Here is a 15,036-nt window from a genome sequence, read left to right on the forward strand (position 1 = left end):
GGAAAATGCGTTGCCAAAGTCGTAAAAGCGTAACTATTTCAGTGATTAAACAGCTGCCTTCCAGAGCTTTTCCGCCCCGAAAAAATTCGGTAAGCCTATAGAAATGATCCTTTAATAACTTTGAATTGAAAGAGCGCGCTTGACATTTAAACAGGAGTGGTTCTCGTTAATATTCAAATCGACTGGCGTAAGCGCAGTCAGCCATTTCTGAACCCACGCCGGCGGCATGGGTTCCCGAAGGGCGCCAGCATGAACGAAAGGGGTTTGGCACAATGGCCGCACCTTGCGACTGCCTTGCGGCCTCGCGTCGAGCAAACCGGCGACGCACGGCACGTGCGTCGCGCTCTCGATACAGGCCCACGCTAGCCCATGACCCTCTTCTCCGTACTCGACCTCTCGCCCATCCCCGCTGGCTCCCATGCCGGCGCCGCGCTGCACAACACGCTCGATCTCGCCCGGCACGCCGAGCGACTCGGCTACCACCGCTTCTGGCTCGCCGAGCATCACAACATGACGGGGATCGCCAGCGCGGCGACTTCGGTGGTGATCGGCTACGTGGCGGGCGGCACGCAGACCATCCGCGTGGGCTCGGGCGGGATCATGCTGCCGAACCACGCGCCGCTCGTGATTGCCGAGCAGTTCGGCACGCTCGAAGCGCTCTACCCCGGCCGCATCGACCTCGGCCTCGGGCGCGCGCCCGGCACCGACCAGACCACGGCGCGCGCGTTGCGCCGCGACCTGCAGGGCAGCGCCGACAGCTTCCCCGACGACGTGGCCGAACTGCAGCGCTATTTCGCCGCGCCTGTCGAAGGCCAGCGCGTGCGCGCGGTGCCCGGCGCCGGGTTGAACGTGCCGCTCTATATCCTCGGCTCGAGCCTCTATGGCGCCCAGCTCGCGGCGGCCATGGGTCTGCCGTTCGCGTTCGCCTCGCACTTCGCGCCCGACCATCTGCTCACGGCGCTGCGTCTGTACCGTTCGCAGTTCCGTCCGTCGGCGGTGCTCGCGAGGCCCCATGCGATGGTCGGCGTGAACGTGTTCGGCGCGCCCACCAACGAAGAAGCGCGCTTTCTCTTCACCTCGCTGCAGCAGCAGTTCGTGAATCTGCGGCGCGGCACGCCGGGGCAGTTGCCTGCGCCGGTCGAGCAGATCGCGGCCAACGAGTTCGAACTCGCCGGCGTGTCGCACTCGCTCGCCTGCTCCGTGGTGGGCGACCAGGAAACCGTGCGCGCGGGCCTCGCCTCGGTGATCGAGCAGACCGGCGCCGACGAGCTCATCGTCACCGCACAGATCTACGATCACGCGGCGCGCCTGCGTTCGTTCGAGATGGCGGCGCAAGCGCGCGAGGAATTGAAGGAAGCCGCGGCGGGACGGTAACCACCGCGCCCGCCCTCGAGCGCGCCGTCAGCGCGATGTGTTCAACGCGTCGAGGCCCTTGAGCAGCGCGGCATGGAACGCCCGCGGATCCTGCATCTGCGGCGCGTGCCCGAGATCGGCGAATTCAACGAGCGTCGCGTGGGGAATGGCGCGCTGCGCGGCTTTCGCCAGCGCCGGATAGTGCCCGAGCTGTGCGCGCGCCTCGGGCGGCGCGAGATCCTTGCCGATGGCGGTCGTGTCCTTGTCGCCGATGAGCAAGAGCGTCGGCATCTGCAACTGGCCGAACTCATAGATCACCGGCTGCGTGTAGATCATGTCGTAGAGCAGCGCGGAGTCCCACGCTACCTGCGTCTTGCCCGGCCCGCGATACATGCCCGCGAGCATCTGCACCCACGGCTCGTAGGCCGGCCGCCACTGGCCCGCGTAATAAGTGGCCTGCTCGTAGCGGCGAATACCGTCGGCGCTCGTCTTGAGTTCGCGCGCGTACCAGTCGTCCACCGAAATCGACGGCACGCCCTTCGCCTTCCAGTCTTCGAGCCCGATCGGGTTCACGAGCACGAGCTGCTCGGTTTCGCGCGGATACATGAGTGCGTAGCGCACCGCGAGCATGCCGCCCGTCGAATGACCGACAATCGTCGCATCATGCACGCCGAGCGCCGCGAGCAGCGCATGCGTGTTGCGCGCGAGCTGCTGGAAGCTGAACTGATACGCAGCGGGCTTGCTCGATTTGCAAAAGCCGATCTGGTCCGGCGCGATCACGCGGTAGCCCGCGGCGTGCAACTCGCGGATGCTGGCATCCCACGTCGCCGAGCAGAAGTTCTTGCCATGCAGCAGGACCACGGTGCGTCCGTTCGGTTTCGCGGGCTGCACGTCCATGTACGCCATATGCAGCGTTTGGCCCTGCGAAACGAACGCAAAGTCATGCACGGGATGCGGATACTCGAAGCCCTCCAGCTCGGGACCGTACGCGGGGCCGTCGGGCGTCTCGGTCGCGGCTTGCACTGACGCCGCCGTCGACGGCGCGGCCCCGCTTGCGTCGGGGTCGGCAGCGAGGGCGGCGTGACAGAGCGCGGCCGCACTCAGCGCGACGACGAAGGGGGCAAAGCGGGCAAGCGTGTGGTTCAGGATGGCTCTCATCGACGGGAGATCGGGCGAAAGGTCGGACAGAAAACAGAACGGCGAAATGGCGCCGGTACAGCCAGCGATTCTAGCGGCCCCGCTGCGCTCGTGCCGGCTTTCTCGCCCGCGAACCTGTGCGGCATGCCATTTGCTGCTCACCAACGCCTCGCGCGAATGCGGCGCGCATGTCTGGCCCTGCGCACAGGCAATTCGCGCTACGCTGCATTCGGTGCTAGAACAGTCAATACAGCACGCAAGAGACGTCCGCGACGCGAGCGATGCACGCGTGCTGCATCGCGTAACGCGCCGCGTCAGGGACGCGTCAGGCACGAAAAAGTAGGACCGCGCGGGCCCGGCACGACGAGGCGGGCCGCGGCGGCCATACCGGGGGGCACAACAAGGAGACGACCATGGAAACTCCGGCAAGCCTCAACGATCTGCAACGCACCACCCTCGCCATCGTGCTCGCTGGCGGCCGCGGCACACGCCTCGGGCCGCTGACCAACAAGCGCGTGAAGCCGGCCGTGTATTTCGGCGGCAAGTACCGCATCATCGATTTCGCCCTCTCGAACTGCCTGAATTCAGGCATCCGCCGCATTGCGGTCGTCACGCAGTACAAGGCGCACTCGCTCTTGCGCCATCTGCAGCGCGGCTGGGGCTTCCTGCGCGGCGAATTCAACGAATTCCTCGACCTGTGGCCCGCGCAGCAGCGTGTGGAAGGCGCGCACTGGTATCGGGGCACCGCCGACGCCGTGTACCAGAACCTCGACATCATCCGCTCGATCAGCCCGAAGTACGTGGTGGTGCTGGCCGGCGACCACATCTACAAGATGGACTACACGCGCATGATCGCCGACCACGCCGCGAGCGGCGCCGACTGCACGGTGGGATGCATCGAGGTGCCGCGCATGGAAGCATGCGCGTTCGGCGTGATGGCCGTGGACGAGTCGCGCCGCGTGACCGGCTTCGTCGAAAAGCCCGACGATCCGCCCGCCATGCCCGGGCGCCCGGACATCGCGCTCGCGAGCATGGGCATCTATGTGTTCGACACGAACTATCTCGTCAAACTGCTTGAAGAGAACATCGCGCGCTCGGCCACCGACCACGACTTCGGCAAGGACATCATTCCGCGCGTGGTGAGCGACGGCCATGCGATCGCCCATCCGTTCAGCATGTCGTGCGTGTCGTCGGACCCGGCCGCCGAACCCTACTGGCGCGACGTGGGCACGGTCGACGCCTACTGGTCCGCCAACCTCGACCTCGCCTCGACCATCCCCGCGCTCGATCTCTACGACCGCAACTGGCCGATCTGGACCTACCAGGAACAGTTACCGCCTGCCAAGTTCGTGCGCGACCTCAACGGTCTGCAGGGCTCCGGCACCAACCTGATCGTGTGCGGCGGCAGTGTGATCTCGGGTTCGCAGATCTCGCGCTCGGTGCTCTCGTCGAATGTCGTGGTGCAGTCGTTCTGCAACATTGCCGAGGCAGTCTTGTTGCCGGAGGTGACGGTGGGCACGAGTTGCCGGCTGCGCAAGGTCGTCGTGGACCGCGGCTGCACGATTCCCAACGGCACCGTGATCGGCGAAGACGCCGCGCGCGACGCCGAACGCTTTTATCGCACCGAAAGCGGCGTCGTACTCGTCACGAGCGATGCGCTGGCGAAAATGCCTGGCTAGTCATGCGCCTTGCGAAGCCGATCCGCCAGACCGGCTTCGCTCACGGGCGCGCCAATCTGCAAACAACCCGCAAGCAACCCGCAAGCAACCCGAGCACCGAGAGGACTGACTCCCGATGACCATTCGCGTCCTGCACGTAGCCAGCGAGCTGTATCCGCTTCTGAAGACCGGCGGCCTCGCCGACGTCACCGCCGCCCTGCCCGCCGCGCTGATCGAACAGGGCGCCGACGCCCGCCTGCTGCTGCCGGGCTTCGCGCCCGTGGCGGCGGGGCTCGAGGACCTGCGCCCCGTCGCGCGCCTCGCGCGCACCTTCGGCGCGCCCGAGGCGACGCTGGAACTCGGGCGCCTGCCCGGCAGCGAGCTTGCCGTCTACATGATCCGCGCCGACGCGTTCTACGCGCGCCCCGGCAACCCCTATCTCGACGCCGAACACGTGCCCTACGGCGACAACGCGCAACGTTTCGCGCTGCTCGGCTGGACCGCCGCGCAACTCGCGCTGCACCTCGATGCCGACTGGGCGCCCGCCATCGTGCAGGCGCACGACTGGCACGCGGGGCTCGCGCCGGCGTATCTGCGCGCGGCGGCGCGCGAGCGCGGCACGAGCATGGCGCCCGGCGGCGCGCGCTCGATCTTCACGATCCACAATCTCGCCTACCAGGGCATCTTCCCGGCCCAGCAGTTCGACACGCTCGGCCTGCCGCGCGACTTCTTCAACATGCATGGCGTGGAGTTCTATGGCCAGCTTTCATTTCTGAAAGCAGGCCTCTATTTCGCCGACAAGATCACGACGGTGAGCCCGACCTACGCACGCGAGATTCAGACGGTCGCCCAGGGCGGCGGCCTCGAGGCGCTGCTGCGCGGACGCACGCACGACCTCGTCGGCATTCTCAATGGGGTGGACTACGCCGTCTGGAATCCGTCGAGCGACGCGGCCATCGCCACCCGCTATTCGGCCACGCGGCAGAGCGGCAAGATGCGCTGCAAAGCGGCGCTGCAGACGCGCCTGAAGCTCGCGCAGAAGCACGACGCCCCGGTGTTCGGCGTGGTGAGCCGGCTCACCGAGCAAAAGGGCCTCGACCTGCTGCTCGCGGCGCTGCCCGAGATCGTCGCGCGCGGCGGGCAGCTCGTCGTGCTCGGCACCGGCGACGCCAGCCTCGAACAGGGCTACGCGCGCGCCGCGCACCAGCATCCCGAATCGGTGGCTGTGGAGCTGGGCTTCGACGAGGCGCTGGCGCACGAGATCGTCGCGGGCGCCGACGTGATGATGGTCCCCTCGCGCTTCGAGCCGTGCGGCCTCACGCAGCTCTATGCGCTCGCTTATGGTGCGCTGCCGCTCGTGCACCGGGTGGGCGGACTCGCCGATACGGTGGTCGACGCCTCGCTGGAAAATCTCGCCGATCGTCTCGCCACCGGCTTCGTGTTCGAACGCTTCGAACCCGACGCGCTCACGGCCGCGATTCGCCGCGCCTTCGCGCTTTATGGGCGCAGCCGCGACTGGCGCGAGACGCGCACGCGTGCAATGCAGCAGGACTTCGGCTGGGCGGCGTCGGCGCAACGCTACATGGCGCTCTATCGCGAGCTGGCCGGTCAACACGTCGTGGCCTAGCGCCTGCCCAGGCGCATTGCAGGCGCCGGCCGCGGGCGCGCGCGCAACACCGCGCCCACGCATCCATCGACCGGGCGCAGCGAATTCGGTTATCGTTGCTGCACCTGCGCAAAGGCGCGCTGCTAGAGCGCCGCAAGCGATAACGAAATCTGGACCGGCCATGAAAAACGTTTTGAGCATCCAGTCGCACGTCGTGTTCGGTCACGCGGGCAACAGCGCCGCGGTGTTTCCCATGCGCCGCCTGGGCGTCAATGTCTGGCCGCTCAACACGGTGCAGTTCTCGAATCACACGCAATATGGCCACTGGACCGGCGCCGCCATCGGCTCGGAAGAGGTCATGGACCTCGTCGACGGGATCGGCGCGATCGGCGTGCTGCCGCGCTGTGATGCGGTGCTGTCGGGATACCTCGGCACACCAGAGCAGGCTCAGGCCGTGATCGACGTGGTGCGCGCCGTGAAAGCCGCCAACCCGCAGGCGCGCTATTTCTGCGACCCGGTGATGGGCACGCTCAACGCCGAGAACGGCTGCCGCGTCGAGCCCGGCATTCAGGAGTTCCTCGTGCGCAACATGCCCGAGGTCGCCGACGCGATGATCCCGAATCACACCGAGCTGCAACGGCTCGTGGGCCGCGAGATCGAAACCGCCGAAGAAGGCGTGCTCGCGTGCCGCGACCTGTTGCGCCGCGGCCCGAAGCTGGTCCTCGTAAAGCATCTGCTCGACCGCAACAGCCCCGCCGACCGCTTCAACATGCTCGTCGTGACCGAGCATGAAGCATGGCTCGGCCAGCGCCCGCTCTACCCGTTCGCGCGCCAGCCGGTGGGCGTGGGCGACGTGACGAGCGCGGTGTTCGTCGCGCGCCTGATGCTCGGCGACTCGCTGCGCCGCGCGTTGGAACACACGCTCGCGGCCGTGCACGCCGTGGTGAAGGCGACTTACGACGCAGGCCGTTACGAGCTGGAAATCGTCGCGGCGCAAGACCAGATCGCGCGCCCGCGCGAATGGTTCGACGCCTGGGCGGTGGAAGCTGCCTAAACTGAAGAGGGGCGCGCGCGGCCAGCCTATAATGCCGTCCGCATGATTCGCAGCGGCCAACACAGTGCGCGGCCGCGGCGCCCACCGTCTTTAGAGAATGACCGATGTCCGATTCAATCCGTAGCGAACAGGAAGAGTATTTCGAGCAGCTTTGCCTCGCCGTCGCCGCCGGCGAGACCCACGAGCAGGAAGCCATCGAATACTTCGAGGAACAAAGCCACGAAAGCGGTTTCGACGCCGCCGTGTGGCTCGACATCGCGCTTTACCATGCGCCCGACGTCGCGCGCGGCATCATCGACTTCGTCGACGTGAGCGAGCGCGAACGCAGCGACATCGCCCAGACCATTGCCGACACGCTCGACATCTCGTACGGCGACGACGAATGCGAACGCTTCGAAGCGACGATTCGCTTCGCGCTCGCCAACGGCATTCCCGTCGATCTGGACGTGCTGCTCGACGGCTGCAACCGCGCGCTCGACGACCTCGAAGGATGGGCGAGCGCCGACACCATGGCGCCGCTCGTGCGCCTGCGCGAGGCGCTCTTCGAACTGCAAAGGGGCGAGTAGCCCGAGCGCGCGACACGGCGGGAGCGGCTGACCGGGCGGCCTGATATATTCCTCGCCATCCGCCGCCTCACGAAGGCGCGCGCCCAGCCGGCGCACAGGGGGAGCTGGCTGAGACACCCCACCCAGGCGCGCAGCCGTCGCACAGCCGTTCCGGCAAGCCGCAGTCGCAAACAGCAAGACGCAAGACCCGAAGACGAGACGCCCCGCCTCGCCACGCCGGCGCGCGGCGCGGCGTACCCGGACAAAACGCACACAAGAACACGGCGCCGCTGTCGCGCAAGGAGTCATGATGAGTCTCGCTGCCGCGCCTGAAACCGTTAGCGCCCGCGCATTCTCCACGCCTCACCGTGCGTGCCGCAATCTTGCGGCAGGGCTCCTGATTGGCGCGCTGGCCACCGTCGGGACGCTCGGTGCGAGCCGCAGCGCGCTCGCCGCCGGCCCGCTCGACGTGCGCATCGGCTTCGTCTCGCCGCTCTCGGGCGACTACGCCAATTACGGCCGCGATCTGCAAAACGGCGTGCAGCTCGCCCTCGACGAAGCGAACGCGCAAAACCTCAAGATCGGCGAGCAGACGGCTCACTTCCAACTGGTGCCCATCGACGACCGCAGCGACCCGCGCCTCGGCGTGCAGGCCGCGGCGACGCTCGCGAACCAGGGGGTCAACGCCGTGGTCGGGCACTTCAACTCGGGCTCGGCCATTCCGGCCTCGCGCATCTACGAGAGCGCGGGCATTCCGATGATCAGCCCCGCGGCCACCAATCCCGTCATCACGTCGCAAGGCTTCGCCAACACCTTCATGGTGATTGCAAACGACGCGCAGAACGCAGGCATCGCCGGCGCCTGGGCCGTGGACGTCATGAAGGCCAAACGCGTGGCCATCATCGACGACCGCACCGCCTTCGGTCAGGGCGAAGCGGACGTATTCGAGCGCGCGGTGCGCGAGCATGGCGGCAACGTGGTCGCGCGCGAGTTCGCGGAAAGCATCGCGAGCGACTTCGGTCCGCAGCTCGCGAAAATCAAGGCCGCCGATGCCGATCTGCTCTACTTCGGCGGTCTCGCGCACCAGGGCGCGGCGCTCGCGAAGCAGATGAAGGCGCGCAGCATGAACGCGCAGTTCGTGGGCGGCGGCGGCGTGGCGAACGCGTACTTCACCCAGGCCGCGGGCGCAGCCGCAGAAGGCGCGATGGCCTGGGAGTACGGCCGCCCGCTCGCGCAGTTGCCGGAGGGCCCGCGTTTCGAGCAGGCCTATAAAGCCCGCTTCGGCACCAACGTGCTCGCTTACGCGCCGTTCGGCTACGATGCGGCGTGGGCCGCGATCCACGCGATGGTCAACGCGAAATCGGCGCAACCCGAGGTCTACCGCAGCGCCCTCAAGGCGCTGGCCTTCGACGGCGTGACGGGCCGCATCGCCTTCGAGCCGGACGGCTCGCTCAAGAACGGCGCCTCCACGCTCTGGCAGGTGAAGAAAGGCGTGTGGGTGCCCGTGACGACGCGCGGCGGCTGAGCGCCGCTCAGGGCTGCTGCGGCGCGCCCGCGGCCCGCACGACGATCTGCGCCTGCGTGTCGCGCTCGATGCGCACGAGCGCGTCGCGCATCTGCGAGAATTCGTCGGCCGTGCACATCTGGCGACCAAAACGCGCCGCTAGCCGCCGCTCGATCTGCAGCGTGCGCGAGCGCGCGTCGAACACGTAGTGCGACGTGTAGTCGAGGAACGCGTCGCTCACCTGCGTGTCTTGCGGCACGTCGGTCACGCGCCCGAACGCGGGCAGCACGATCTGCGCGCTTTCCGTAAATTCTCCGCCGATGCACGCCCACGGCTGCGTGCGGCGCGGCTGCGCGAGCCAGCTGTCGATCTGCGTGGCAATGCCACCCGTGAAGCTGCTCGTGGTGGGGATTGCGGTCGTGCCGTCGCGCCAGACCACATGATCGAGCGTGCCTTCCATCGTCACCGAAAACGGTCCGTCGGTTGCCTCGGTCGGGCCCGTGCTCACGTGCGCGGTGCCGGCGAGTCCGGTGAGCCGCAGGCGCTGCGCCGCGAGTTGCTGCGCCTGGGCGTGCGTCGCGCGGCGAAACGAATTGCGCTCGGGCTCCGCGCCCGCGCCTTCGTCTTCCACGTAGTAGCTGTAGGCGGCGTCGCCGGTCGCGCCCACCTCGAGCGACAGGCGCGCCGTGCGCTCGCGCCGCTCGGTCGCGGGCGTACGCGAAAGCACGCCGTCGTCGACCAGCAGCGTGGGCCGGTCCATCACGCCCGGCGGCAGGTAGCCGAACGCGTAGCCGCCCGAGGAGGTGTCCGCGTAGATGCCGAGGTCGGGCAGCCACGCGATCGCATGGTTGATCGCATGTGCGCCATAGCCCGGCACGTCGGGCAGCGTATAGACGGGGCCGAGATCAAGCAGCACGGGCTCGGCGCGTATGCCCGCCGCCGCGAGCAGCGCGCTGAAGAGCGCCACGTGGTCCTTGCAGTCGCCGTAGCGGTTGCGCAGGATGTCGGTCGCGCGATGCGGCACGGCCGCGGTCTCGCCAAGAAAGAGCGCGACGTAGCGGATATTGAAGCGCATCCAGTCGTAGATGCGGCGCGCCTTGTCGCGCGGGTCGCTCACGCCCGCCGTGAGCGCCTGCGCAAGCGCCGCGATGGCCGGATCGGTCGAGGTGGGATCGGCGGCGGCTTCACGGTAGCGCGCGGCGAATGCGGCGAAGTCGGGCACCGTCGACACCATCAGCCGGTCGCCCCAGTTCACGTAAGCCACCGCCCCCGCTTCGAGCGGCGGATAGGGGCCGTGTAGATACTCGAACGCGTAGCGGGTACGGCCGTTCGCCGTCTCTGGGGAGAGCGCCGCGTAGCCGCGCGCGTCGGCGTGGAGCGGCACGTTGGCCGGCAGATCGAAGATGAGGCGCTGAAACTCGACCGGTTCTCCGGTCGGCTCGACGAAGTATGAGAACGCGCCCGCGTCGAGCGCCTTCGCGCGGCGCTTCGCGAAATGCAGATGCACGCGCGATCCGACCTGGACGCCCGGAAAGATCACCGTGCGCAGCACGCCGTCCTCGAACGTGGGCGCGCCCGCCGAGCGCGGCTCCTGCACGTCGCGAATGCCGCTCGCACCGACCGCGTGCGCGGTGCCGTCCGGATCGATGGTTTCGGCCGAGAGCTGGGTAATCGTTTCGATATCCTTATTGAACCAGACGTAGCGCTGGGCGATCTCGTCCACGCCGGCGGTAGTGTTGGCGCGCAGCACGGTGTCGTCGTCCTCGACGACCGAGCCGTCCTGCTGCACGACGAACAGATGCACGTCGCGCTCGAGCGTGTATGGCGGAACGTCGGTTTGCGCGGCGCTAGCGGCAGTCTCGACGCGCGCCGCGCTGTCGGGGCTTCGGTCGCTCGCCTGGGCGCGGGCGGGGCCGCTCGTGATTGTCAGGGTCAACGCCAGGGTCAACGTCAGGATCAACGCAAGGCGCGACGCAACGCACCGGGCGGCGCGCCTGAGCCCCTCGCCTCGCGTCATGGGCGTCTCAGGCGCGCGCCGCCGCTTGCGCGGCGTTCGGCCATGACGTCTGCGTGAGATGGCGCTCGCGCTCTGCGGCACGCCATGCGCGGGGACTCCCGCCGAACTCCGTGCGAAACGCCGCGTTGAAATTGGACAGATCGTTGAAGCCGCTCGCGAGCGCAACGTCGACGATCTTCGCTTCGTCGTCGGCGGCAAGACGCAGTGCGGCGGCGCGCAATCGCGCGCGGAGCAGATATTGATGCGGCGTCACGCCGGCCACGGCCGAGAAGGTGCGCAGCAAATAAAACTCACTCACGCCCGCCGCGCTCGCGAGGCTGGCGAGCGTATGCGCATCGTCGGGCGTTTCGTCGATCAGGCGCAGCGTCGCGACCACGCGTGCCGCCGCGGCGGCGCCCGGCATGGCAGGGGTGCCCGCATCCTTGCCGCTCGCGACCACACGCAAGGTCGTGAGCGCGAGTTCCAGTGCGATTTCATCCCAGGCGGCGGCGGACATCCCGGGCGCGTGACCTCGCTCTTGCGCGAGCGCGTCGGCGCACGCGTGCGCCACGAGCGGCGCGAGCGCGCGCAACGCCGGCACCCGCGCGGCCCGCCAGCGGCGCGCGCCGGCCGCGAGGCCAGCGGCTGCGGCCTGCTCGTCGAGCCAGGCGGGGTCGTAGTGAAACGAGAGACAGCGGTCGCCGGCCGCGTGACGGTGGCCGCATTCGAAGCAGGCGCCGGTTTCCCCGAGCATGAGCGCGCCGGGTGTCATCAGCGCGCGCGCGTTGCCGCTACGGTAGCCGAATACGCCTGCAGCCACGACGGCGAGGCACGCGCTCGTGTGGCACTCCTCGTAAGGCCGGTCGCCGGGGCCGAGCGTGCAGACGACATCGTCGACCGACCAACCGGCGCCCGCCGCGAGCGGGCGCGCCGCGGGCGCACGGCCGCTGGCGGCGCGGCCTTCGCGCTCGCGCTGGGCGAGCGCGCGTTGCAATGAAACGGCGAGACCTTGCACGGCAACCTCGCGTGAAGTTGGCTGCGTTCGTTGGCTACTTCCGTGGACTATGTCTGCCGTTGTAACACATCGCCGCGAGCGCCGCCGCAGCGGCCCCGGCCGCTATCGCCGCCGTTCCTCGATGGCGCGCAGCAGCGACAGCGCGATGCCCTCGGCGGCGAGGCGCACCTCCTCGAGCGCCGGAAACGACGGCGCAAGCCGCAGATGGCTGTCGTGCGGATCGACGCCATAGGGGAACGCCGCGCCCGCGGGCGTGAGGACGAGTCCCGCCGCCGCCGCGAGTTCGACGGTGCGGCGCGCGCAACCGTGCGGGGCATAAAGGCTGATGAAATAGCCGCCGCGCGGCACGTTCCAGCTCACGCCGGGCACGCCGGCGAGGCGCGCGCGGAACACCGCGTCGAGCGCATCGAACTTCGGCTTGAGCAGCGCGCGATGGCGCGCCATCAACCCGGTGAGCGTCGTGCGCTCGCGCAGAAAGCGCACGTGGCGCAACTGGTTGAGCTTGTCCGGCCCGATGGTGCGCACGGCCGAGTGCTTCTGCCACCAGGCCACGTTGCGCGGCGCGGCGGCGAGCCACGCGAACGCCCCGCCGCCGAACGTCACCTTCGACAGCGACGCGAACATCAGCGCGCGCCCGGCGTGGCCCGCCTCCGCGCAGGCCTCGAATACGTCGAGCGTCGTGTGCGCTTCGTCGCTCAGGTGGTGGAAGCGGTAGGCGTCGTCCCAGAAGAGCCGGAAGTCGGGCGCGGCGGGCATCGCGGCCAGACGCCGGATCACCTCGTCGGACCAGATCGCGCCCGTCGGGTTGCTGTAGAGCGGCACGCACCATATGCCCTTGATCGACGCATCGTCGCGCACGAGCGCTTCCACACGGTCCATGTCGGGGCCGTCCTCGCGCATCGGCACGGCGATCATGCGCACGCCCAGCGCCTCGCAGATCGCGAAGTGGCGGTCGTAGCCCGGCACCGGGCACAGGAACGCGATCTCGCCTTGCGCTCGCCACGGCGCGCCAACCTCCGCGCCCTCGCCCACCGGCACGCCGTGCAGCAGCGCGAAGGTCAGCGCGTCGTGCATCAGTTCGAGGCTCGAATTGCCCGCCGCGATCACCTGTGCGGCCGGCACGCCGAGCAGACCGGCGCCCAGCTCGCGCGCCTCCGGCAAGCCGCTCGCCAGACCGTAGTTGCGGCAATCGAAGCCATCGCGCGCGCAATAGCCGGCCTGCCCGGCCTCGTCGATGAGCGCCTGAGAGAGATCGAGCTGTTCGGGCGAAGGCTTGCCGCGCGACATGTCGAGCCGCATCTGCAGTTGCTGGAATCGTTCGTAGGTCAAATCGATGGGCGGTGACATCAACATGGGCTTCTCCGAAAAGCGAAGGACGATGCGGATAACTGCGCGAAGAACAACGCGAAGGGTCGGTACGGCCCCAGTATCGGCGTGTCCCTGCGTTCAGACAAACGCGTTATATTGAAGCCTTCGATCAATTTTTCTTATACCAATGAAGACCCTCGACCTCGACGTGCTCGCCATGGTGGTGGCTGTCGCCGACGCCGGCAGCTTCGTGCGCGGCGCCGCGCTCGTGCACCGCTCGCAGGCCGCGCTCAGCATGCAGATTCGCGCGCTCGAGGAATCCATCGGCAAGCCGCTCTTTATCCGCGCGCCGCGCAGCGTCACGCCCACACCCGACGGCCAGACGCTCATCGCCTACGCGCGGCGCATGCTCGCGTTGCGCGACGAAGCGTGGGCCTCGCTCGCGCACCCGGAGGTGACGGGGCGCGTGTCGATCGGCGTGCCCGACGACTACGCGTCCTCGCTCATGCCGCCGGTGCTGCGCAAGTTCTCGGCGAACTGGCCGAAGGTGGAGATCCAGGTGATCGGGCTGCCGAGCAGCGCGCTCTTGCCGCTCCTGAAGGACAACAAGATCGATCTCGCCTGCATCACGCGTACGCGAGGCCTCGCGGGCGAGTTCATCCGCTTCGAGCCGATGGTATGGGCCGCGCCCCCCGCGGCGGTGAGCGCGGCGAGCGGACGCGAGATCTGGCGCGAGCGGCCGCTGCCGGTCGCCCTCTTCGGCGGCGGCAGCGTCGCGCACACGAACGCGATCCAGGCGCTGGAGCGCGCGAAGATCGCCTATCGCACATCGTATGAAAGCCCGAGCCTGATGGGCCTGTGCAGCATGGTGGCCGCGGGTCTCGCGATCGCGCCGCTCGCGCGCTGCGCGGTGCCCGAGACGTTCGTCACGCTCGGCCGCCAGCATGGCTTGCCGGCACTGCCCGAACTGGAAGTGGTGCTCGCGCGCAGCGCACGCTCGAACCGTCCGCCGTGCGACTTTCTCGCCGACCAGATCCTCGCGGAACTGCGCGTCCAGGAGCGATGATCTTCCGACGATGATTCGGGCAACGAATCAGTCAATCAGTCGTCACCCAGCCGCGACAGCAGCGCGTAGAGACGCGAGACATGCCGCAGCAGCATTTCGCGATGCTTCTCGATCTGCTCGAGGCGGCCTTCGAGATCGGCGCGCACGCGCTCGTCGGGGTCGGCGTAGTTGATCACGTCTTCGATACGCGAGCGCAGCACCGCCGGCTCGACGGGCGGCACGCTCAGATAGCGCTCGAGCTTGCGCACGTCCTGTGCGGCGAGATCGCGGATCTTGCGCGTGCCCGCGAGACGCCGGTGCACCTCGGGCGTCGCCGTCGCTTCCTCGCGCTTCGCGCCTTGGCCGAAGATCGGCTCCACGCGCAGCACGGGCGCCTTGCGCACCGGATGCGCGGTGCCGCGAAAGCGCGCGCGCGGCGTCTCGCTCGCGATCGCTTCGCGTGTCTCGTCGGGCACGTCGGCGCTGTCGTGCTTCACGTCCATCCAGCCTTCGGGCAGACCCGTGACGGCTTCCACGCCGCGCACGAACTCCGCGCTGAAGTCGCGCTCGCCCGACACGATCAGCTTCATGTAGCTCGCGGAGAACGTCATCATGCGCGCGAGCCGCGTGGCCGACCCGACCTCACGCGTGAGCAGTGCCAGATTGGCCCGCCACATCGGCATGAGCGTGGCGTTGGCATCGTCCATTGCGGAGCTCCTCCTTCGTTCGCGTCATCTGCCAATGATACGGGCTGCGGCGCACCATGCGCGCTTTCCTGGGCCGTGCCCCAATCCGCGCACCGTTGTTGGCACTTA

12 protein-coding genes are annotated in these 15,036 nt (G+C 68.4%); 7 read left to right on the top strand and 5 right to left on the bottom strand.

Annotation, left to right across the window (positions count from 1 at the left end):
* Window positions 1–369 precede the first annotated feature (369 nt).
* The gene (locus tag M3I53_RS01940; RefSeq protein ID WP_254314282.1) at window positions 370–1,374 is read left to right on the top strand and encodes an LLM class flavin-dependent oxidoreductase; all 1,005 of its coding nucleotides are present in this window, start codon (window positions 370–372) and stop codon (window positions 1,372–1,374) included.
* Between the two features lie 27 nt (window positions 1,375–1,401).
* On the opposite strand, the gene M3I53_RS01945 is transcribed toward M3I53_RS01940, so the two are convergent.
* Window positions 1,402–2,511 (bottom strand): alpha/beta fold hydrolase, encoded by a 1,110-nt coding sequence (locus M3I53_RS01945; RefSeq protein WP_254314283.1) that lies wholly within the window; start codon window positions 2,509–2,511, stop codon window positions 1,402–1,404.
* Window positions 2,512–2,903: 392 nt separating this feature from the next.
* Between M3I53_RS01945 and glgC the strand changes: the two genes are divergently transcribed.
* The 5 genes from glgC to M3I53_RS01970 all read left to right on the top strand — a co-directional run bounded on the left by glgC (window position 2,904) and on the right by M3I53_RS01970 (window position 8,878).
* The gene (gene glgC / locus M3I53_RS01950) at window positions 2,904–4,169 is read left to right on the top strand and encodes a glucose-1-phosphate adenylyltransferase (protein WP_254314284.1); all 1,266 of its coding nucleotides are present in this window, start codon (window positions 2,904–2,906) and stop codon (window positions 4,167–4,169) included.
* 115 nt (window positions 4,170–4,284) lie between these two features.
* A complete protein-coding gene (gene glgA, locus M3I53_RS01955) occupies window positions 4,285–5,775 on the top strand; it encodes a glycogen synthase GlgA (RefSeq protein WP_254314285.1) in 1,491 nt (496 codons plus the stop codon).
* A gap of 160 nt (window positions 5,776–5,935) precedes the next feature.
* Window positions 5,936–6,808: a pyridoxal kinase PdxY gene (gene pdxY, locus M3I53_RS01960; protein ID WP_254314286.1), complete on the top strand. Its 873-nt coding sequence runs from the start codon at window positions 5,936–5,938 to the stop codon at window positions 6,806–6,808.
* Window positions 6,809–6,912: 104 nt separating this feature from the next.
* On the top strand, window positions 6,913–7,374 hold the full coding sequence (locus tag M3I53_RS01965) for a hypothetical protein (protein WP_254314287.1): 462 nt from the start codon (window positions 6,913–6,915) through the stop codon (window positions 7,372–7,374).
* Between the two features lie 286 nt (window positions 7,375–7,660).
* Entirely contained in the window at window positions 7,661–8,878 is a 1,218-nt protein-coding gene (locus M3I53_RS01970; RefSeq protein WP_254314288.1) for a branched-chain amino acid ABC transporter substrate-binding protein, read from the top strand.
* A 7-nt stretch (window positions 8,879–8,885) separates the two neighbouring features.
* Here M3I53_RS01970 and M3I53_RS01975 read toward each other — a convergent pair whose 3' ends face one another.
* The 3 genes from M3I53_RS01975 to M3I53_RS01985 all read right to left on the bottom strand — a co-directional run bounded on the left by M3I53_RS01975 (window position 8,886) and on the right by M3I53_RS01985 (window position 13,221).
* On the bottom strand, window positions 8,886–10,793 hold the full coding sequence (locus tag M3I53_RS01975; RefSeq protein ID WP_375542448.1) for a DUF3857 domain-containing transglutaminase family protein: 1,908 nt from the start codon (window positions 10,791–10,793) through the stop codon (window positions 8,886–8,888).
* Window positions 10,794–10,881: 88 nt separating this feature from the next.
* Window positions 10,882–11,868, bottom strand: a complete 987-nt coding sequence (locus M3I53_RS01980) for an AraC family transcriptional regulator (protein WP_254314290.1) — start codon at window positions 11,866–11,868, stop codon at window positions 10,882–10,884.
* Between the two features lie 102 nt (window positions 11,869–11,970).
* Entirely contained in the window at window positions 11,971–13,221 is a 1,251-nt protein-coding gene (locus M3I53_RS01985; RefSeq protein WP_375542449.1) for an aminotransferase class I/II-fold pyridoxal phosphate-dependent enzyme, read from the bottom strand.
* A gap of 142 nt (window positions 13,222–13,363) precedes the next feature.
* On the opposite strand from M3I53_RS01985, the gene M3I53_RS01990 reads away from it, so the two are divergent.
* Window positions 13,364–14,242, top strand: coding sequence for a LysR substrate-binding domain-containing protein (locus M3I53_RS01990; RefSeq protein ID WP_069269346.1), 879 nt, complete (start codon window positions 13,364–13,366; stop codon window positions 14,240–14,242).
* A gap of 35 nt (window positions 14,243–14,277) precedes the next feature.
* On the opposite strand, the gene M3I53_RS01995 is transcribed toward M3I53_RS01990, so the two are convergent.
* Window positions 14,278–14,928 (bottom strand): hypothetical protein, encoded by a 651-nt coding sequence (locus tag M3I53_RS01995; protein ID WP_254314291.1) that lies wholly within the window; start codon window positions 14,926–14,928, stop codon window positions 14,278–14,280.
* Window positions 14,929–15,036: the final 108 nt, after the last annotated feature.

It is taken from the genome of Paraburkholderia sp. CNPSo 3272 (assembly GCF_024206495.1).
GTDB lineage: Bacteria > Pseudomonadota > Gammaproteobacteria > Burkholderiales > Burkholderiaceae > Paraburkholderia.